The sequence below is a fragment of the Microcoleus sp. EPA2 genome (assembly GCA_020882975.1).
GTDB lineage: Bacteria > Cyanobacteriota > Cyanobacteriia > Cyanobacteriales > Microcoleaceae > Microcoleus.
Map to the genome: position 1 here is coordinate 73,061 of JAHRFD010000015.1, position 20,623 is coordinate 93,683.

The window sequence follows — 20,623 nt, forward strand, 5'->3', positions numbered from 1 at the left end:
TTACTACAGCCAACAGCCAACAGCCAACAGCCAAACCTTAGTCTAGTTCATTTTCGAGAATAGTGGCGATCGCACTTTTAGCATTATCCTGAAACTCCTTCACATCAACCCTTCCCAACAGCCAAACAGCCACCACCATACCCAGCGCCGGCACCATAAACACCAACCCATAAGCCAGCATCGGTACCCCAAACAAACTCCTGCCAAAATCCAAAATAGCACCACCGCTAACCGTCGCCACACCCCGCGCCATAGCCTGAGACAAACCCCAAGCCCCAATAAAAGTCCCCGCAGTTTCCGCCGCAGTCAAATCCAACATCAAACTCAAAGCCCCCGTCGTCGTAATACCCGAAGCCAGCCCAAACAACATTAAAGCCAACTTAAACAACATCGGATTACCAGTAAATCCCGATAAAATAATTAAACCAAAACAAACCGCCACCGCCAAACAGCCCAACCTAATCGTATTTTGCTTACCAATTCGCGGCACAATTAAAAAACCCGTGGCGCTTAAACCAAACAGCACACCAGTACCATAAATAGCATTCAACCGCGTAGTTTCCGAAATTGGCATCTTAAAAATTTCCCCGCCATAAGGTTCCAAAACCGCATCCTGCATAAACAAACAAATTGTCATAATCAGCAAGAAAGTAAAAAATAAACCCGTTTGGCGACTAGCAGTCAAAATCCGCAACGCACTTCCCAGAGTAATCTTATCTTCTCGATTAACTGCCGACGATCGCAATCCATAGCGCGAATACTTTTTCTCAACCCCAAAAGTAGAAACCCCCACCAAAAACAAAACCAGCGCCGGCACCTTGACAAACAAACCATTAATCGAAGCCTGCAAAACTTCCCGTGGGACATCCCCATCAATTTGTTTAAGCAAACCGCTGCTAACAATCGCCCCAATAATAATACCAACCATCAACATCGACCACACAACACCAACCAACTTGGATCTATCTTCCTCATCCGAAACATCCACCAACAAAGCAGCAAAAGGAGTCGAACTCGAACAAATCGCAATACCATAAACTGCAAAAATCAAACCCAACAAACCCACTAAACCATAGGTAGGAGTAGTCCATCCCACAGCCTGCAAACTATCGCCTAAGCGCCACATCACCTGCACCGCCAAAAAAGCCGAAATCACAAACAAAACCCCACCCAGCCACACATAACCAGTGCGGTGATGGCCAAACAAAGGCCTAGCATCAGACATTTGTCCAAACCACACCCTAGCCGGGGCGACAAACTGGTGCATAGCCAGAGTAGCAGCCACCACAGTAGCCGGAATCGCCAACTCCTTAATCATCACCCGATTGAGCACCCCCAGGGTCAAAATCGACATCATACCCAAGCCCATCTGAAACAAGCCCAGGCGGAACATAGTCAGCAGGTTAACCCTTTTGAACCCAACAGTGGCGGAATCTGTTAATCTTGAATCTGGTAAACGGTCGATCGACATAACTATTCAAATAAATACAACATTTGGATTTATCGTACCTGAGATATCGCAACTCGTCCCGATTCTTTCCCAAGCTAGAAGCTGAAATCGGATTATTCGTATAAATTCATATAAAAATAAAGAGAATCAATAACTGTGGATTTACCAACCGTGACAACCATTACCCTAGGACAAAACGGCCCCGCCGTCATTCCCCTGTGCGTCGGAACTTGGGCTTGGGGGGATAAGCTATTTTGGAATTATGGCAGCAACTACGGCCCGGCAGAAGTAGAAGCAGCATTCAAAACATCCCTAGATGCCGGAGTCAACTTCTTCGACACCGCCGAAGTCTACGGTAACGGCTTGTCTGAAGAATTACTAGGGCAGTTTATCAAAAAAACCAGCCAACCAGTACAAGTAGCCACAAAATTCGGTCCCGTACCTTGGCGCATTACCGGAAAATCAGTTTCCGAAGCCTTGAGTGCTAGCTTAAAACGCTTGCAAGTAGAACAAATAGCCCTCTACCAAGTACACTGGCCATTCTCATTTTTACTGAGTCAAGAAACCCTAATGAACGCCTTAGCGGATGAAGTCAAACAAGGCAGAATCCAAGCAGTCGGAGTCAGTAACTACACAGTAGAACAGATGCGCGAAGCCCACAAAATCTTAGCAAATAGAGGCGTTCCTTTAGCCACAAATCAAGTCCGTTACTCCTTGCTATCGCGACAAGTAGAAAAACAAGGAATTGTCAGCGCAGCCCGCGAATTAGGAGTCACAATTTTAGCTTATAGTCCCTTAGCCCAAGGATTACTCACAGGCAAATATAGTGCCGAACAACAACCAGCAGGAGCCCGTAAATTTGACTCGCGCTTCAGCAAAACAGGCCTCGAAAAAATCCAATTAGTCATGTCCACTCTGCGGAAAATGGGCAAAAAGCGCGATCGCACCCCAGCCCAAGTAGCCCTCAACTGGCTAATCGCTCAAAAGGGAGTCATCCCCATTCCCGGCGCAAAAACAGCAAAACAAGCCGCAGAAAATGCCGGTGCATTAGGCTGGAATTTGAGCCAAGATGAAGTCAACCAACTAGAATTAATGACTCGTCCTTGGCAAGAATAAATCAGTTGACTTTTGACTGATGACGGTTAACTTTTCACTGTAGGTTCGGTTTGAATTCCCTCTACCTAACCTACAGTTTATGGGAGTATCCCGATTTGGTAAGGGCGAAGCATTCCGGCTATAAATTTCTGGTTATCACTAATAAATTTTCTGCGGTCATGCTTCACCCCTAGGAATATATTTGCCAAACACAGATGCACCTCAGTTCATTTTATTCTTTACTCTTCCTTCTGACTATGAAAATATTAACTGATTGGGGTTTCACGCGCGAAGGCTGGCGCAATAACAGCCGTGGTGAATATTTGGTTTTGCTGCAAGGAGCATTAATCACAGCATTTATAATCTTACCAGTTTATCAAATACCAGGCTGGAAAACCCCATCAACTCAACTACTTTATCCCATCTGGTTTTTAGCAAGTATCCTCAGCCTAAGCGGATTAATTTTCATCATTAAAGGACTCATAGATTTAGGAAAAAACCTCACACCTTTACCCTATCCCCGAACAGACGGAGAATTAGTCAAAACAGGAATTTATAGAATTGTAAGGCATCCTTTGTATAGCGGTATAATCTTCGTAGCCCTCGGCTGGACAATCTTTCAGATTAGCTTATCCCATTTCATCGCTACTGCGATTTTAATCCTGTTTTTAGACATCAAAGCCCGCCGCGAAGAAACCTGGTTGAGTGAAAAATATCCAGACTATTCAGATTATCGTCAACAGGTCAAAAAACTGATTCCCGGCATCTATTAATTCCTCCCTCCCCCACTTAAACTAACAACCACAATCAGAGATAGAGGGCCGATATAAAATCCTCTCTTCTCTTCCTTCGCGTCCTTAGCGCCTTCGCGGTTAAATCATTCCGATGCAACCGGAATTGATATGACTCATGACTGCTGATTACTGATTTATTTTTTTATGAAAAAACAGTTAAAGTTTCAATTACTAGCGATCGCACTATTGCTATGCTTATCACATACATTAACCGCTTGTAGTTTCCTCAAAAAACCCTTTGAACTGCCCCCATCGGCCACAAAAGAACCCTGGCCAGTTCAAACAGGCCTCCGAGTCAACATCCTTCGCGACAACATACCCATCGTTAACCGCATAGTTTTAGTACCAGACGAAGCCACATTCTTAGCAGCCATCCAAAAATGGAACCTCAAAGGACATTGGCCAATTCTGATCGAAGATAACAAATATACGCCCATGTTTCTCCATCGCTTCCAAGCCGATGAAATAGTCCGTTTACCCAGCATCAAACAGCAACTGCCAAAAAGTCAAAAACTTCAACAATTGATGCTGAAAGCATCAGCAGCAGCCTGGAATTGCACAGATTCTCGAACTTTAAAAACCAAATGGATAGAGTTGGGCTGGGAACCGCCAGGAGTAGTAATCACATCGGAAAACGATCCAGCAAGGACAGCAGCAGTCGCCTTAGCCGCCGCCCGCGGTCAACCTTTAGTATTTTTAGAAGGTGACTTCGGAAAGCCTAATGATACTCTCAATCAGCAACAGTGGCAAACTCTGCAAACCGCAGTTACCACAGCAGTCGAATCTACTGGATATGTCTATGCTAAACTCGGCGATGCGATCGACACTTTGACCATGGTACGCCAATTAGCAGTCAAATATCAATCCCCAGACCAACTAGACGAACAATTAGCCGTTACTGACGGTTTGGGGCGTCACCCCAACGGCGATCGCTGGGCTGTCGCCGGCTGGATTTACGGTGCCTCAGTGCGATCGATTTATCAAGTCATGTGTTCCATATTTCTCGATGCTCAAACAGCTATGCTTTATGATAGTTACCCTCAAGAAGGAAGTTGGGCAAAATATGAAATGAACTCAGCAGCTAGCGGATTAAAAACACTAGATTTGGAAGTAGAATTAGTGGAAAAACCCCAATCTAGCCTCAACACATGGCGAACTTTAGCATCAAAACCCTGGGAATTTGACTTGATTTTGATGAATTCCAAAGGCTATCCAAATTCATTCCAAGTTGGCAACGGCGATGCTTTAGTAAAAGACATCCCACAACTCAAATTTCCCGCAGTGGTGCACATGATACACAGTTGGTCTGCCGCAGCACCAGATGATAAAAATACCGTTGCTGGACGGTGGTTAGAAAATGGCGCTTATACCTATGTTGGTAGTGTTAATGAACCTTTGTTATCGGCATTTATTCCGCCGAAATTAATCGTGGATCGACTTTTGCGATCGGCTCCCTTTTTAATGGCAGTGCGGCAGTTACAATCGACTCCCTGGAAAATTACAACTATGGGCGATCCGCTAATGTCGATCGGCAAACCCAAACCAAGAATTCCGCCAACTCAACAACCAATCTAAACAACACTCTAAATGCGTAAATATACTCAAGCCACCTTCTTGCTCAATTCGTGAAAGATTAAATGTAGTGAGGCATACAATCTCCAACTCAAATTAGCAGCTCTTCTGTTAAGTCCCTTTCGCACCAAGTCACCAACACCAAAAATTCTGTTTAAAATCACTCTTAATTTAGTTGTCAATTCCCCTAAAATCACTCAAAATTAAAATAAGAAATAAAATGTAATATTTATCTAAATTCTTACAGAAGAATTAATCCCTAGATGAGACCCCTCCATCCTGTAGACTTGGAGTCGCCCGGCCCAACCGCACAAACTCCCGACGCTTCCTTGCTGAGCCCGATATTCCACCGCTTGCACCCCAGTCCCGAAACCCTCCTACTCATCCTCTCCCTAGTCATCGGGGGAGTCACTGGTGCAGGTGTCATCACTTTTCACTATCTCATCCATCTGATCCACACCCTGATGCTGGAAGACTTCATGGGGGTAATTTCCTCTTCAGGGCCTTGGACACTAGCCTGCATTCCCACCCTGGGCGGAGTCGTCATCGGCTTAATGCGCTGGCGGTTTCGGGATTTTGGCCCCAATATGTCTTCTCTAATCGCAGCCACTCGTGGCTTGCAAGAACTATCCCCCCTCAAACCCATCACTAAAATGGTGGCCGCCTCCGTTTCCCTAGGCACCGGCGCTTCCTTGGGCCCAGAAGCCCCCAGCGTCGAAATCGGTGCCAACTTTGGAATGCTGCTGGCTCAAGTTTTGCAACTTTCCCCAGAAAGGCAGCGCTTGCTCCTGGGTGCTGGTGCCGCCGCTGGTTTATCTGCCGGTTTCAACGCTCCCATCGCTGGAGTATTCTTTGCCCTAGAAGTCGTCCTCGGCAGCACTTTCGCCACATCCTCAGTCAGCGTTGTTTTGCTAGCTGCGGTAGTTTCGGCGCTTTTAGCTCAAATTTGTTTGGGAGCTCAGCCTGCTTTTGCTTTGCCTGTCTACGATGTGCGTAGCCCCTTAGAATTGCCTTTTTATATGGGTTTAGGGCTTTTGGCTAGTGGTGTCTCCCTAGCCTACACGGAGGCAATTCAACTGGCAGAACGTTGTTTTCACGGGAAAGTCCTGGGATTTGGGTGGCTGGGACGAGTGCCGAGGCCGATTCACCCAATTATCGGTGGTGGTTGCGTTGGTTTAGTCGCTTTGGTGTTACCTCAAGTTTTGGGGGTTGGTTACGAAACTGTTCAAGCCATGCTTCAAGATGTTGAGTTTTCTTTGCCTTTGTTGCTGCTGTTGTTGTTTGTGAAACTCGCGGTGACAGCAATTAGCCTGGGTAGCGGTTTGGTGGGTGGCATTTTTGCTCCGGCGATGTTTTTGGGTGCTTCCCTGGGTTCGGCCTATGGCATCTTTTTGACCATGGTGCCGGCCTTGGCCGATCGCGTTGCTGGACCTCCTGCCTATGCCATGGTGGGAATGGCTGCGGTGCTTGCCGGTAGTGCTAGAGCACCTTTGACAGCCATTCTGTTGATGTTTGAATTGACTAGAGATTACCGGATTGTTTTGCCTTTGATGGCCGCAGTCGGATTGAGTGTTTGGCTGGTGGAGTGTGTTAATCGTCGATCGCAAGCCCACAGCCTCAACCTTCAGCAAATGGGCGTAGATGTGGCAGTGAATACACCGATTAAGGCAAGGGAACAGTTGCAGGATTGGGAAGATGCTCTGGGCGATCGCATTGTCACCGAACTGATTTCTTGCCAAATTCCGATCGATGAGGAACACCACAGTGATGAGCCTGTGTTGGCCATGGCTAATGCACATTTGCCGGAAAATATCAAGCTATCACCTGAAACAAAATCAGCAGTTTGACAGAGATAAAATACTAATGTTACCTCTATCACCTAATTCAAACTATGATATTTATCAACCCAAAAACCGATTACGCCTTCAAAAAAATATTCGGTTCCTCCGAAAGCAAAGATATTCTAATCAGCTTTCTCAACGCTCTCATTTATGAAGGAAATCCCACCATTGAAGACTTAGAAATAATCAACCCAAATCTGCCCCCAAAAGTAGAAGGATTAAAAGATAGTTATCTGGATGTCAAAGCCCAGCTCAATAATGGCACTTTAGTAATTATTGAAATGCAAGTGCTTAATGTCCAGTCTTTTGGGAAGCGGGTTTTTTACAATGCAGCTAAGACTTATGCTTTCCAATTACAAGCAGCCCAAGGTTATCGACTGTTGAAGCCAGTGATTGCTTTAACAATTACTGACTTTGAAATGTTTCCTGAGAGTGAGGATTTTAGTTCTAGATTTGTGTTAAAAGAAGTAAATAAAAACTTTACTTATCCCGAAAACGACCTAGATTTAGTGTTTGTAGAGTTGCCGAAATTTACTAAACAAGAAGACCAACTCGAAACTCTGGCAGATAAATGGATTTATTTCATGAAAAATGCGAGAATTTTGACATCTGTCCCAGAAACAATGGATAGTATACCGGAAATACATCAAGCTTTTGATATTGCAAATCAAGCCCGGTTAACTCGCGAGGAATTGGAAGATTTGGACAGAAGAGAACAGTTTATTTATGACCAACAGGGGGCGATTATTAAAGCTGTTCAGGAAGGCATAGAACAAGGGATGCGAGAAAAGGCGATCGCGATCGCCCAACAGTTACTTTCACGGCTAGACGATCGAACCATCAGCCAAACTACAGGGCTTAGCGTTGAGGATGTACGGAATTTGCGATCGGGCGATTCCTAGCCCTTCCAGCCAGGATAAACTGATTTAATTATTAACCTACTACATTCCAATTATGATATTTATCAACCCAAAAACCGATTACGCCTTCAAAAAAATATTCGGTTCCTCCGAAAGCAAAGATATTCTAATCAGCTTTCTCAACGCTCTCATTTATGAAGGAAATCCCACCATTGAAGACTTAGAAATAATCAACCCAAATCTGCCCCCAAAAGTAGAAGGATTAAAAGATAGTTATCTGGATGTCAAAGCCCAGCTCAATAATGGCACTTTAGTAATTATTGAAATGCAAGTGCTTAATGTCCAGTCTTTTGGGAAGCGGGTTTTTTACAATGCAGCTAAGACTTATGCTTTCCAATTACAAGCAGCCCAAGGTTATCGACTGTTGAAGCCAGTGATTGCTTTAACAATTACTGACTTTGAAATGTTTCCTGAGAGTGAGGATTTTAGTTCTAGATTTGTGTTAAAAGAAGTAAATAAAAACTTTACTTATCCCGAAAACGACCTAGATTTAGTGTTTGTAGAGTTGCCGAAATTTACTAAACAAGAAGACCAACTGGAAACTCTGGCAGATAAATGGATTTATTTCATGAAAAATGCCAGAAGTTTGACATCAGTCCCAGAAACAATGGATAGAATACCGGAAATACATCAAGCTTTTGATATTGCGAATCAAGCCCGGTTAAGCCGCGAGGAATTGGAAGATTTGGACAGAAGAGAACAGTTTATTTATGACCAACAGGGGGCGATTATTAAAGCTGTTCAGGAAGGCATAGAACAAGGCATCGAACAAGGCATAGAACAAGGCAAGCGAGAAGAAAAGTTGGCGATCGCCAGACAATTACTTTCACAGCTAGATAATGCCACGATTAGCCAAGTTACCGGGCTTAGCGTGGAGGATGTGCAAAATTTGCGGGGCGATTCATAGTTTAAAGTAATTGGGCCGAGCAACTGAAATATGCACAAAATATCCGCAGTGTGGAGTTTACCCGATCGCTCCGTGAGTCAGAAATATCCAACCCACCATCAACCCCTCGACATGGCAGACAGTGGCGCAACCCTAAACAGTGGGCTAAAATAATCAAAAATTATCAACCACAAGCCCAGAGGCGCTCTCGGTGACTCCGAACGAGGCAAAAGCCAACAGCACAAGTCAGAAAATGCCAGGAAAAGCCCCCTTGGGTTCTAGTTACTACGGCTTATTAGGGCTGCATCCTTCCGCATCCGCCATCGAAATTCGGCGATCGTACCGGGAACTGAGTAAACTCTACCATCCCGATACCACCGACTTGCCACCAGCAGTCGCTACCGCCAAATTTCAGCAGCTTAACAACGCCTACGCCACCCTCAGCAACCCAGAACGCCGCCTCGCCTACGACCTCAAAATCGGCTATTCTCGGATGAATGCGATCCAGCAGCCCCCTGGTTTCAACACTCCGGTTTCCCAATCGCGGGAAAAAAATTTCAACTCGGCTTACCTCGATCCCACGGATCGCCCCCTTTCTCCAGGAGAAATATTTGCCCTGTTTATTATGGGGGCTACTTTAATCGGATGTTTGATGCTGGCGATCGCGATCGGGCTAATTCGTGGTAATTGACAACTAAAAGTTCTAAATTAAAAATTAACCACTGTTTTCCCAATTCCCTCCCTCATTCTCCCCTTGGGGCCAGGGCGGTTGCCCAATTCCCAATTCCCAATTCCCCATTCCTCATTCCCAATTCCCAATTCCCCATTCCCAATTCCCCATTCCCCATTCCCCATTCCCCATTCCTTATGACTCTTCCTTCCGCTGACACCCCTTTGTACAACCATCCACTCCCAGAAATCGAGCAGTGGCTAAAAAGCCGCGGCTGCGAGCAAAACCTGCGGGAGCTCCACTGTTGGAACATCGATCGACCTGCATGGAAAGCAGAACTGTCCCTCGACATCGACCAACTCACCATCCGCTACATCAATGCCGGAAACGACGGCCAAGATATTCAGCGCTTTTTCAAATACTCTCTCTCCCGTCAGGATATCGAAGAAGCAGTGTTTTCAGGGCCATGATTCGATTTTAGATTGGCGATTGGGGATTTGAGATTGATGGATTGTTGGTGAATGTAAAAAATTCCCCAATCTTAAAATTTAAATCTTAAATCTCAAATCCCAAATTTACAATCTAAAATCCTTACACTTTCCCAAATCGGCGGCTGCGTTTCTGATAAGTAGACAAAGCACGGTGAAACTCCGATCGATCAAAATCCGGCCATAGCGTCTCAGTAATATAAATTTCCGAATACGCCATTTGCCACAACAGAAAATTGCTCAATCGCATTTCCCCACTCGTCCGAATCAACAAATCCGGGTCACAAACATCAGCAGTATACAAATAGCGTTTAAATAAAGTCTCATCAATCTCAGAAGGCTGCAACTTACCCTCCTGAACCTGAGTCGCGATCGCCCTACAGGCCTGCACAATCTCTTGGCGCCCCCCGTAATTCGTCGCCACCGTAAACCGAATTCCCTGATTATGTTGAGTTGCAGCCACCGAACGCTCAATTTCCGCCTGCAAAGACATGGGCAAAGCCTGCAAATTCCCCATAAATTGGATTTGCACGTCCTCGTCCACCATTTCCCGCAATTCTTGTCGCAACTTTCCCTCAAACAGACTCATTAAAAAATCCACCTCCCCGGCCGGCCGGCCCCAATTTTCCGTGGAAAAAGCATAGGCCGTCAAAGCTGGAATTCCCCAATCTTTGCAACAGCGCAGCAATTCCTTAAGCACGCTAGCCCCTCGACGGTGGCCCGCAATCCTCGGCAACCCCTTATTCTTTGCCCAGCGACCGTTCCCGTCCATAATCACCGCTATGTGCTTAGGCAGCCGTTCTTGTTCCAGATCCTCCGGCAGTTCTTGCAAGCAAATTCCTTGACTCATTTTTTCTCCCGATTAGCCGATGACGAACGGCGCAGTATCTGCTTTAAAAGTGTCCATCCCTTCAATCCTATCTGGCGTCCGAGATGACGGATCGGAATTGGGGTGACAGTTCTTTCTCCCTCCGACGGAAACAACTTCGCCTCCAGCAACTCTTTCAATTTGTTGCTTGTCAAAGGTCGATTTAAAGTTCCCATAAAGGCTAAAGAAATAGAACCCGTTTCCTCAGACACCACCACGCACACGCAAGCTTGCACCCGTTCGGTAATTCCCATTGCCGCCCGGTGGCGGGTTCCCAACTGTCGCGACGCGCTGCGATCGGATAGGGGCAAAATTACCCCAGCCGACACGATCCGCGAAGCTCTAATCAAAACAGCCCCATCGTGGAGCAAAGTTTGTGGTTGAAAAATAGTCTGCAACAATTCCTTAGATACTTCAGCATTCAGCTTCACTCCCGGAACTGAAAAATCCCGATCGTCGATCGGAGCATCTGTTTCTACAATTAGTAAAGCGCCCGTGCGGTTTTGCGAAAGTTCTTTTACTGCGTCCACAATTTCATCTATTACGCTATCCGGTTCGGGAGTAGGTCGGCGATCGCGTCCAAACAATTGTCTAATTTCCCCCCGACCCAATTGTTCCAGAAATCGGCGAAATTCTGACTGCAATATTACCGCCATTGCCACAGCCGAACCTGTCACCAAGCTGTTGAGGGCAACGTGCAACAGTCTCAATCCAGCCCAGTTGCTCACCGCCGCCGCCAGCATCAAAATAATAAATCCCCGTACCATCCACAGCGTCCGGCGCTCCCCAACAATGACGAGCACCAAATACGCAAGAGCAAATACCAATCCAATATCGATCGCCTGAATCAATAAGGACTGAATAAGGCCAAAGTCATAGCCAGATTGTTGATTGTTCATGGTTCATCGAACCTTACCGCCTGTGAACCGCGAACTATGATGCACTCGAACCCGTGAACCATGAACAGTTGTTATTCCAATCGCGTGACTGAACAAGCAAAAAATCAAAATTTAAAAGACGATAGTCAAAAATTCCTTTTGAATTATCTTTCTTTTTACTTTTTACTTTTTACTTTTTACTTTTTACTTTTTGCTTTTTACTTTTTAACACCGAGTCTTTCAGGAAGACGGTCAAACCTTAGCAAATCCTCGTCAGTTTCCCGCTGTACGATCGTGTTAACTTCCCCATTTTTCACCAAAACCGCCGCCGGTCTGGGGACTCGGTTGTAATTAGAAGCCATGCTGTAATTGTATGCTCCTGTCGCCGTGACCACAAGGATATCTCCCGGCTGACACTTTGGCAATTTAGCATCTTTAATCACAATATCGCCTGATTCGCAGTGTTTGCCAGCAACTGTCACTGTTTCCGTTAAGGGAGCAGACATTTTGTTGGCGGAGAGCACTCGATAAACTGATTGGTAGGTAATTGGACGTGGATTGTCCGACATACCGCCATCCACTGATAAGTACGTCCGCATTCCCGGAATGACTTTTTCAGAGCCCACGGTATAAGCTGTGACGCAGGCTGTACCTACGAGTGATCGCCCTGGTTCGCAAAGCAATTTAGGTAATGGCAATTGGTGTCGATCGCAAGCTGCTACCACTGCGGAGCAAATTGTCTGTGCCCAATCTTGAATGCTAGGAGGATCGTCCGTTTCAGTATAGCGAATGCCCAACCCGCCGCCAATATTAATTTCTGTCGCTGGCAAATCATAACTACGTGCTTTTGTCAAGGTCTCAATTATGACTTCCGCTAAATCATGATGGGGTTGTACTTCAAAAATCTGAGAGCCGATGTGAGCGTGTAGTCCCACGCAGGATAACGACGGCTGCTCGCTGATAAATTTAAAAACTTCACCCAGAGAGTTGGGATCGAAGCCAAATTTACTGTCGATTTGACCAGTTTTAATGTAATCGTGAGTGTGACACTCAATTCCTGGGGTAAACCTAACCATAACTCGTGTCGGCTCACCTGTTTTGTGAGAGACACCCAATTTTCCCAACTCTGCTAGAGTCTTTAAATCCCACCAATTGTCTGCGACGATGGTGCAGCCACTGGTGACAGCTAGTTCGATTTCCTTGCGGGATTTATTATTCCCGTGAAAGTAGATTTTGTCTGGCTCCACACCAGCTTGTAGTGCTGTCTTAATTTCTCCAGAAGATACCACATCTATGCCTAAACCTTCCGAAGCCACGATCGCGCAAACTGCCAAACAACTCCAAGCTTTAGAAGCATAGAGCACTTGAGAAGAACCCGGATAGAATTTTTCAAAAGCCTGTTTGTACTGGCGGCTGGTCGCCCGCAGCGTTTCTTCATCTAAGATGTACAGTGGCGAGCCAAATTGCTCCACCAAAGCTGTCACCTCACAGCCTCCTATTTCTAAACGATCGCGACTGTTAACACTGGCTGTCAGTGGTAACAGTTCTTGATTGGGCGATCGATTTTCCCTGGTTTCTTGAGACTCAGACAGATACTGAAGTCCAGATTCCACTTTTTCGATCGATTGAGTTAATACCATCGCGCCATAACTATCTTTACAGTCTTCCCTAGTGTACAATTGACCGCAAGCAATTGGGTCATCAGCGCCCAGATTGATGCTTTTGAGTAATTCTAAAATCTAAAATCCCCTGTGCGTTTTCTCGAAATCAAACCTCTGACCCCAGAACACCTGCCTAGTGCCGTAGAACTCGATCGCCTCTGTTTTGGAGGAATTTGGGCGATCGAAGGCTACAGGCGCGAGTTAGAGAGTCCTAATAGCGATTTATTAGGTTTATGGACCTGGGATGGGGCGGGCACGGGGACACCGCCCCTACAGGTTCGGGCGGGCACGCACCATCCACCGCCCCTACAGATTCGGGCGGGCACGCACCATCCACCGCCCCTACAGATTCGGGCGGGCACGCACCATCCACCGCCCCTACAGATTCGGGCGGGCACGGGGACACCGCCCCTACAGATTCGGGCGGGCACGGGGACACCGCCCCTACAGGTTCGGGCGGGCACGGGGACACCGCCCCTACAGGTTCGGGCGGGCACGGGGACACCGCCCCTACAGGTTCGGGCGGGCACGGGGACACCGCCCCTACAGATTCGGGCGGGCACGGGGACACCGCCCCTACAGGTTCCCCCAACTCTCATCGGTATCGGTTGTTTGTGGGCGATTTTAGAAGAAGCTCACATTATCATGCTGGCAATTCATCCTCAGTTTCAACGTCAGGGTTTGGGACAAGCTCTGCTTTTGGCGTTGCTACAATCGGCTCATGACAGACAATTAGAGCGCTCGACTTTGGAAGTGCGGGAATCGAATTTGGCGGCAGTTTCTCTGTACAAAAAGTTTGGTTTTAAAGAGGCTGGACGGCGGAAACGATACTACGAAGACACTGGAGAAGATGCTCTGGTAATGTGGCGCAGCGGTCTGGAAAAACCGGAATTTCAGCAATATTTGGCGGTTGAGAAAGTGCAGATGTGCGATCGGCTGAATCAGAAAAAATGGCATTGGGCGATCGATAATTTTGAGTTGTGAAAAAAACCGGTTTCTGGGTCCTGGATAAGTCGTAACTTTTTTCAATGCCTTAGCTCGATCGCGCACATCTAACCAATAAGTTTTGTAAAAAAACTGCCCTACACTTTGGTAACTACCATTTTTTTACCTGCATGACAGCCCAAAAGATTGTGCTAGAATCCTCAATACATAGTCGTAAGTTAAACACAGACCGAAAAGAGCGATTAATTTATCACGTTTGGCTAAAGCGTGAAAGCTTGCCGAGGGATAACCGCTCCCATGCTCCCGATGAAGCAAGAAGCAAATGTATAGACTTGTCTAGTATTTGTATAGCAGCAATCTTCTTGCAGTCTAGGGGGAAGTTGTAGGTCAGCCACCATTTGGGTCTTCCCAGTTGAAAGCCACCCTGCAACAGCAGCCTAGAATCTGCAACCGCTTTGACCGTGCGGCAGAGCAGTCGGGAATGTCACGCTAGAATAAGCAGTACGAGTTAACACTCGACTAAAAACGCCCGCTCAAGCGAGCGTGACCTCGAAACGGGCACATAGCAGGTGATGGGAATAAATCATGTTTGAACGCTTCACAGAAAAAGCAATAAAAGTAATCATGCTGGCCCAGGAAGAAGCTCGTCGCCTGGGTCACAACTTCGTAGGGACAGAACAGATCCTCCTGGGTCTGATCGGGGAAGGCACCGGAGTTGCAGCCAAAGTCCTCAAATCAATGGGGGTTAACCTCAAAGATGCTCGGATTGAGGTCGAAAAAATCATCGGGCGCGGTTCGGGCTTCGTAGCAGTCGAAATTCCGTTCACCCCGCGCGCCAAGCGGGTTCTAGAACTGTCCCTAGAAGAAGCTCGCCAACTCGGACACAATTACATAGGTACCGAACACCTGCTGCTGGGTCTGATCCGTGAAGGTGAAGGAGTCGCGGCCAGAGTCTTGGAAAATCTGGGAGTAGACTTGTCGAAAGTCCGCACCCAAGTGATTCGGATGCTGGGAGAAACCGCAGAAGTCGCAGCCACTGGCGGCGGTGCTCGCACCAAAACCCCAACCCTCGATGAGTTCGGCTCTAACCTGACTCAAATGGCGATGGATGGGAAGCTTGACCCTGTAGTCGGACGCCAAAAAGAAATCGAACGAGTAATCCAAATCCTCGGTCGCCGTACCAAAAATAATCCGGTACTCATCGGCGAACCTGGAGTTGGCAAAACCGCGATCGCCGAAGGTCTGGCCCAACGCATCGCTAACAACGACATCCCAGACATCCTCGAAGAAAAGCGCGTCGTCACCCTGGACATCGGCTTGCTCGTCGCCGGTACCAAATACCGGGGGGAATTTGAAGAACGCCTCAAAAAAATCATGGACGAAATCCGCACGGCGGGTAACGTGATTTTAGTCATTGACGAAGTGCACACTTTGATCGGTGCTGGTGCGGCGGAAGGGGCGATCGATGCTGCGAACATTCTCAAGCCAGCTTTGGCGAGAGGCGAACTCCAGTGTATCGGCGCTACCACCTTAGATGAGTATCGCAAGCACATCGAGCGCGACGCAGCCCTTGAGCGGCGCTTCCAGCCAGTCATGGTCGGCGAACCTACCGTAGATGAGACGATCGAGATTCTCTTTGGTCTGCGGGAACGCTACGAACAGCACCACAAGCTGAAAATCTTGGACACGGCCCTGGAAGCCGCAGCCAAACTCTCTCACCGTTACATCTCCGATCGCTTCCTACCAGACAAAGCCATTGACCTCGTAGACGAAGCAGGTTCCAGAGTCCGCCTGATCAACTCCCAACTTCCCCCCGCAGCGAAAGAACTTGACAAAGAACTCCGCCAAGTCCTGAAGGATAAAGACGAAGCAGTGCGTTCTCAAGACTTTGACAAAGCTGGAGAATTGCGCGATCGCGAAATGACGATCAAAGCCGAAATCCGCGCTATTTCCCAAGCCAAAAAAACCGACTCGGCGACTCGTGGCGAAACCGACCCCTCGCCAGTAGTCACCGAAGAAGATATCGCCCAAATCGTGGCAAGCTGGACAGGAGTTCCGGTCAACAAACTGACCGAATCCGAGTCTGAAAAGCTGCTACACATGGAAGATACCCTGCACCAGCGTTTGATTGGTCAAGAAGAAGCTGTCAAAGCTGTTTCTAAGGCCATTCGTCGCGCCCGTGTTGGCTTGAAAAACCCCAATCGCCCGATCGCCAGTTTCATCTTCTCCGGGCCCACAGGCGTTGGTAAAACCGAACTCACCAAAGCCCTAGCCGGCTATTTCTTCGGTTCCGAAGACGCAATGATTCGGTTGGATATGTCCGAGTACATGGAACGTCACACCGTCTCCAAACTCATCGGTTCCCCTCCCGGTTATGTCGGTTACAACGAAGGCGGACAACTGACAGAAGCAGTTCGTCGCCGTCCTTACACCGTCGTGTTGTTCGACGAAATCGAAAAAGCCCACCCCGATGTCTTCAATATGCTCTTGCAAATATTGGAAGACGGCCGCTTAACTGATGCTAAAGGTCGCACCGTAGACTTCAAAAATACGCTGCTGATTATGACATCTAACATCGGTTCTAAGGTGATTGAAAAAGGTGGCGGTGGCCTCGGTTTCGAGTTCAGCGACAACCAATCCGATGCTACTTACAACCGCATTCGTTCTTTGGTTAACGAAGAACTGAAAAATTATTTCCGCCCAGAATTCCTCAACCGACTAGACGAAATTATCGTCTTCCGTCAGTTGAACCGAGAGGAAGTCAAGGAAATCGCTGTCATCATGCTGAAAGAAGTTTTCGGCCGTTTAACAGAACAGGGTATCACTCTGGAAGTTACCGAAAAGTTCAAGGAACGCTTGGTGGAAGAAGGCTACAATCCCAGTTACGGAGCAAGGCCTCTACGCCGCGCGATCATGCGCTTGTTGGAAGACAGTTTGGCTGAAGAAATCCTTTCTGGCCGCATCAAAGACGGCGACATCGCTGTTGTGGATGTGGGCGAGGATGGAATTGTCAAGGTGTTGCAAGGCCAGAAGCGGGAATTGCTGCCCCAAGGTGCTGAGTAAGTGCGCTCGCAAGTACAGTTTTGAAGTAATTTGGCGATCGTAAATAACTCCAAATCAGTATCTAAAAAAGGTGGAGAATCTTAATTCTCTGCCTTTTTTAAATTGAGCGAATAACATATTAGAGGAAGATCAAATGACATCTGAAAACAATAACTTGAAGACAAAAACAATAGAAAATCAGCCTGATACTTCGACTGCGGTCAGCACAATCTCCTGGTGGCAAAAAGCCTGGAATTCCCAACGAGAAAATATTCAAATAGTGATGATTGCTTTGGGTTTAGCAATCTTGATTCGAGCATTTATCGCCGAACCGCGGTTCATACCCTCAGACTCTATGTTACCAACTTTGCATATAGGCGATCGGGTCGTAGTCGAAAAAATATCCTACTATCTTGAATCTCCCAAAACTGGCGACATCGTAGTCTTTTCCCCACCGGAGCAGTTGCAAGAACAAGGATTTACCGAAGACCAAGCATTTATCAAGCGGATCATTGGCCTACCAGGTCAAACTATCACCGTTAAAAAAGGTCTAGTCTTCCTCAACGACAAAGCCCTGGTTGAAAAATATATTGCCGAACCTCCTAAATACCAGTGGGGGCCTTATCGAGTTCCCGAAAATCAATACTTTGTCATGGGAGACAACCGCAACAACAGCAACGACTCCAGCCGCTGGGGATTTTTACCGAAGCAAAACATCATCGGCCGCGCTGTGGTCAGGTTTTGGCCACTAGAACGCATCGGGAAGGTTTGAGAGAAAGAAGAAGAAAGAAGGAAGAAGAAAGAAGGAAGAAGGAAGAAGGAAGAAGGAAGAAGAAAGAAGGACACACTTCGACTACGCTCAGTGTCCGATGCCTGATGCCCGATGCCCAATGCCCAATGCCCAATGCCCAATGCCCCATTCCCAATGCCCCATTCCCAATGCCCCATTCCCGATGTCCATGCCCGATCCTGTACGGACATTGCTACTAATCTTTACGCTTTGAAGGGTAGGGGGAGCCTCCGCCAACTGATAACATAGTTGAATAAGCAGGGGGACTTACTGCCTAGATCAAAAATTGTTCGATATTAAAAAATTAGGTAAAGCTATGGGATTTTTTGATTCAGAAATTGTTCAGCAAGAAGCCAAACTGTTATTTGACGACTATCAATCCCTCGTCAAACTAGGCAGCAGTTATGGTAAGTTCGATCGCGAAGGCAAGAAAATGTTCATTGCTCAGATGGAAGCAATGATGGATCGTTATCGTATTTTTATGAAGCGTTTCGAGCTATCTGAGGACTTCATGGCTCAGATGACGGTAGAACAGTTAAAAACCCAACTCAATCAATTTGGGATTACGCCCCAGCAGATGTTTGAGCAAATGAACTCAACCCTGGAGCGCATGAAATCTGAACTGGAAAAGCAATCTTAATTTCAGAAGGAAGAAGGAAGAAGGAAGAAGGAAGAGGGAAGAAGGAATAATTACGAATTATTCACTCGTAATTAGGAATTAGGAATTAGTAATTCCCTACTCGTAGCCCAATGCCCAAGGCCCAATTCCCAAGAGCCAATTCCCAAGGCCCAATTCCCAAGAATTAAGGACGTTCAAAAGCTGAAGCTGGTTTGAAATCTTCTTCTGGAACTCCCTGCAAAGCTTGGCTCATAAAATCTCGCCAAATAGGGGCGACAATGGTACCACCAGTAGCACCGTAGCTCATCGGTGTGTAATCGTCGTTGCCAACCCAAACAGCCACGGACAACTGGGGGACGTAACCGACAAACCAGATATCCCGTTCTGAGGAGGTAGTACCGGTTTTTCCAGCAGCCGGCCGCCCAACTTGGGCAGCCTTGGCAGTACCATTGTTAATTACGCCTTGCAAGGCGCTGTTGACTGAAGCCGCAGCCCAGGAATTGAGTACCAATTTGGGTTTGGGCGTGTTGTCGAGCAAGACATTGCCACTGCTGTCAGTAACTTGCACGATAAACGTGGTGTCAGAATGCCAGCCATTGTTGGCAAAGGTAGCAAAAGCTCCAGCCATCTCCAAAGGAGTGAGGTCAACCGCACCCAAGGGTAAGGAAACCACCGGTTCCATCGGACTTCTGATGCCCAGTACCCGGCAAATTTCAATCACTTTGTTTAATCCAACTTCTTGTCCAAGCTTGACAGCGGGAATATTTAGTGATACTTCCAAGGATCTGCGAATGCTGACGGCACCGGAGAAGCCACCACCATAGTTTTGAGGGTAATAGTAGCCGTCGCCGTCGCGATACCCCACAGGAGAGTCGTAGACTATAGAATCAGGACTGTATTTACCACTAGCAAAAGCAGCGTAGTAGACAAAAGGCTTAAAAGAAGACCCTGGCTGTCTCCGGGCTTGAATGGCACGGTTAAATTGACTTTTTTCGTAATCGATGCCCCCAACCATTGCTTTGACGAAGTGGGTGCGGGGATCGACTGCGGCTAGGGCTATTTGACCTTGGTCGCGATCGTAAAACAGCCCTTGGTAGTATAGCCGATCGTGCCATGCTTTGACTGTTTCTTCAGCCGTCCGCTGCATTTTGAGGTCGATGGTAGTTTGAACGCGCATTCCTCCCTTAACTACAGCATCTCGGCCAAAACGCCTAGTCAACTCTTGGACTACGGCTTGTGTCACGTAAGGAACTTGAGATCCACCAAAAGAGGTAATTTTACCAAGCTTAATCTTTTGTTTGCGAGCTGCGGCTTCTTCCGCCGGGGTAATCCATTTCAACTCCTTCATCCGGGTTAAAACGATTTCCTGTCGCTCTTTTGACAACTTGTAATTGACGAAAGGACTGTATTCTTCGGGGGCAGAAATTAACCCGGCTAACATCGCGGCTTCGGCCAAAGTCAAACTATCTGCTGACTTGTTGAAATAGCTGCGAGATGCCGTTTCTACGCCGTACAAGTTGTGACCGAGATAAATTTGATTCAGGTAAAGTTGCAGAATCTGGTCTTTATTGAGGATTTGCTCCAAGCGGATAGACATTACCGCTTCAGCGACTTTGCGACTGAGTTTTGATTGGGGAGATAGAAACAGGTTCTTGACTAATTGCATGGTCATAGTCGAGCCTCCTTCAACGGTTCTACCTTTTTCTAGGTTAGCCATGAAGGCTCTGGCTATCCCGCCTGGGTTGATGCCTTTGTGGGTGAAAAAGCTGCTATCTTCGATCGCCAGAACAGCTCGTTTCAGATTGGGCGAGATTTTGTCCAGGGGTACGACATCTCGGTTGGCTTCATCGTGGATGCTGGCTAGAGGGCGGCCGTTGATGTCGTAAATGTGGGTGGTTTCTGTGGGAGAGTAGGTTTGCAAGATGCGAACATCTGGCAAATTGCGGAAGCTGATTGCTAAGCCAACCAGTCCGCCAGCTACTACGGAACTGGCAAGCATTGTAATGCTGAGTATAGTTCCAGCGGTCACTTTACTGACTGACTGAACGAACTCGAATACGGGGGCTGAGTTTTCCGTATTTTTACGGACTGCGTTGGTTGACAC

19 protein-coding genes are annotated in these 20,623 nt (G+C 47.2%); 13 read left to right on the top strand and 6 right to left on the bottom strand.

The window, feature by feature from the left end; translation table 11 throughout:
* Window positions 1-37: 37 nt before the first annotated feature.
* Window positions 38-1,471: a BCD family MFS transporter gene (locus AAFP14_RS15090; protein ID WP_341733067.1), complete on the bottom strand. Its 1,434-nt coding sequence runs from the start codon at window positions 1,469-1,471 to the stop codon at window positions 38-40.
* A 150-nt stretch (window positions 1,472-1,621) separates the two neighbouring features.
* Here AAFP14_RS15090 and AAFP14_RS15095 point away from each other — a divergent pair, with 150 nt between their 5' ends.
* The 8 genes from AAFP14_RS15095 (at window position 1,622) to AAFP14_RS15130 (ending at window position 9,249) form a co-directional block, all read left to right on the top strand.
* Window positions 1,622-2,566 carry an aldo/keto reductase gene (locus tag AAFP14_RS15095; RefSeq protein WP_341733133.1) on the top strand — a complete coding sequence of 315 codons (945 nt, stop codon included), beginning with the start codon at window positions 1,622-1,624 and terminating at the stop codon, window positions 2,564-2,566.
* Between the two features lie 236 nt (window positions 2,567-2,802).
* Window positions 2,803-3,318 carry a methyltransferase family protein gene (locus AAFP14_RS15100; protein ID WP_341733068.1) on the top strand — a complete coding sequence of 172 codons (516 nt, stop codon included), beginning with the start codon at window positions 2,803-2,805 and terminating at the stop codon, window positions 3,316-3,318.
* A gap of 165 nt (window positions 3,319-3,483) precedes the next feature.
* Entirely contained in the window at window positions 3,484-4,914 is a 1,431-nt protein-coding gene (locus AAFP14_RS15105; RefSeq protein ID WP_341733069.1) for a hypothetical protein, read from the top strand.
* Window positions 4,915-5,174: 260 nt separating this feature from the next.
* Window positions 5,175-6,758: a chloride channel protein gene (locus tag AAFP14_RS15110; protein ID WP_341733070.1), complete on the top strand. Its 1,584-nt coding sequence runs from the start codon at window positions 5,175-5,177 to the stop codon at window positions 6,756-6,758.
* A 44-nt stretch (window positions 6,759-6,802) separates the two neighbouring features.
* On the top strand, window positions 6,803-7,654 hold the full coding sequence (locus tag AAFP14_RS15115) for an Rpn family recombination-promoting nuclease/putative transposase (protein WP_341733071.1): 852 nt from the start codon (window positions 6,803-6,805) through the stop codon (window positions 7,652-7,654).
* Window positions 7,655-7,706: 52 nt separating this feature from the next.
* Window positions 7,707-8,579: an Rpn family recombination-promoting nuclease/putative transposase gene (locus AAFP14_RS15120; protein WP_341733072.1), complete on the top strand. Its 873-nt coding sequence runs from the start codon at window positions 7,707-7,709 to the stop codon at window positions 8,577-8,579.
* A gap of 30 nt (window positions 8,580-8,609) precedes the next feature.
* On the top strand, window positions 8,610-8,732 hold the full coding sequence (locus AAFP14_RS15125) for a hypothetical protein (RefSeq protein WP_341733073.1): 123 nt from the start codon (window positions 8,610-8,612) through the stop codon (window positions 8,730-8,732).
* A 79-nt stretch (window positions 8,733-8,811) separates the two neighbouring features.
* Window positions 8,812-9,249 carry a J domain-containing protein gene (locus AAFP14_RS15130; protein WP_341733074.1) on the top strand — a complete coding sequence of 146 codons (438 nt, stop codon included), beginning with the start codon at window positions 8,812-8,814 and terminating at the stop codon, window positions 9,247-9,249.
* 17 nt (window positions 9,250-9,266) lie between these two features.
* Here AAFP14_RS15130 and AAFP14_RS15135 read toward each other — a convergent pair whose 3' ends face one another.
* Entirely contained in the window at window positions 9,267-9,413 is a 147-nt protein-coding gene (locus AAFP14_RS15135; RefSeq protein ID WP_341733075.1) for a hypothetical protein, read from the bottom strand.
* A gap of 12 nt (window positions 9,414-9,425) precedes the next feature.
* Here AAFP14_RS15135 and AAFP14_RS15140 point away from each other — a divergent pair, with 12 nt between their 5' ends.
* A complete protein-coding gene (locus tag AAFP14_RS15140; RefSeq protein ID WP_341733076.1) occupies window positions 9,426-9,698 on the top strand; it encodes a DUF3143 domain-containing protein in 273 nt (90 codons plus the stop codon).
* 121 nt (window positions 9,699-9,819) lie between these two features.
* Here AAFP14_RS15140 and AAFP14_RS15145 read toward each other — a convergent pair whose 3' ends face one another.
* The 3 genes from AAFP14_RS15145 to lysA form a co-directional block, all read right to left on the bottom strand.
* Window positions 9,820-10,566, bottom strand: a complete 747-nt coding sequence (locus AAFP14_RS15145; protein ID WP_341733077.1) for an isoprenyl transferase — start codon at window positions 10,564-10,566, stop codon at window positions 9,820-9,822.
* A complete protein-coding gene (gene cdaA / locus AAFP14_RS15150; protein ID WP_340522727.1) occupies window positions 10,563-11,483 on the bottom strand; it encodes a diadenylate cyclase CdaA in 921 nt (306 codons plus the stop codon). Before cdaA ends, AAFP14_RS15145 begins: the two co-directional genes overlap by 4 nt.
* 197 nt (window positions 11,484-11,680) lie before the next feature.
* On the bottom strand, window positions 11,681-13,102 hold the full coding sequence (gene lysA, locus AAFP14_RS15155) for a diaminopimelate decarboxylase (RefSeq protein WP_341733078.1): 1,422 nt from the start codon (window positions 13,100-13,102) through the stop codon (window positions 11,681-11,683).
* Window positions 13,103-13,213: 111 nt separating this feature from the next.
* Here lysA and rimI point away from each other — a divergent pair, with 111 nt between their 5' ends.
* The 4 genes from rimI to AAFP14_RS15180 all read left to right on the top strand — a co-directional run bounded on the left by rimI (window position 13,214) and on the right by AAFP14_RS15180 (window position 18,540).
* The gene (gene rimI, locus AAFP14_RS26700; protein ID WP_472851055.1) at window positions 13,214-14,107 is read left to right on the top strand and encodes a ribosomal protein S18-alanine N-acetyltransferase; all 894 of its coding nucleotides are present in this window, start codon (window positions 13,214-13,216) and stop codon (window positions 14,105-14,107) included.
* 546 nt (window positions 14,108-14,653) lie between these two features.
* On the top strand, window positions 14,654-17,131 hold the full coding sequence (locus AAFP14_RS15170) for an ATP-dependent Clp protease ATP-binding subunit (protein ID WP_341733079.1): 2,478 nt from the start codon (window positions 14,654-14,656) through the stop codon (window positions 17,129-17,131).
* 133 nt (window positions 17,132-17,264) lie between these two features.
* On the top strand, window positions 17,265-17,882 hold the full coding sequence (lepB, locus tag AAFP14_RS15175; protein WP_341733080.1) for a signal peptidase I: 618 nt from the start codon (window positions 17,265-17,267) through the stop codon (window positions 17,880-17,882).
* A 334-nt stretch (window positions 17,883-18,216) separates the two neighbouring features.
* Complete coding sequence (locus AAFP14_RS15180; protein ID WP_340522752.1) at window positions 18,217-18,540, top strand: DUF1825 family protein; 324 nt, start codon at window positions 18,217-18,219, stop codon at window positions 18,538-18,540.
* Between the two features lie 163 nt (window positions 18,541-18,703).
* Here the strand turns inward: AAFP14_RS15180 and AAFP14_RS15185 are convergent, their stop codons facing one another.
* A complete protein-coding gene (locus AAFP14_RS15185; protein ID WP_341733081.1) occupies window positions 18,704-20,623 on the bottom strand; it encodes a transglycosylase domain-containing protein in 1,920 nt (639 codons plus the stop codon).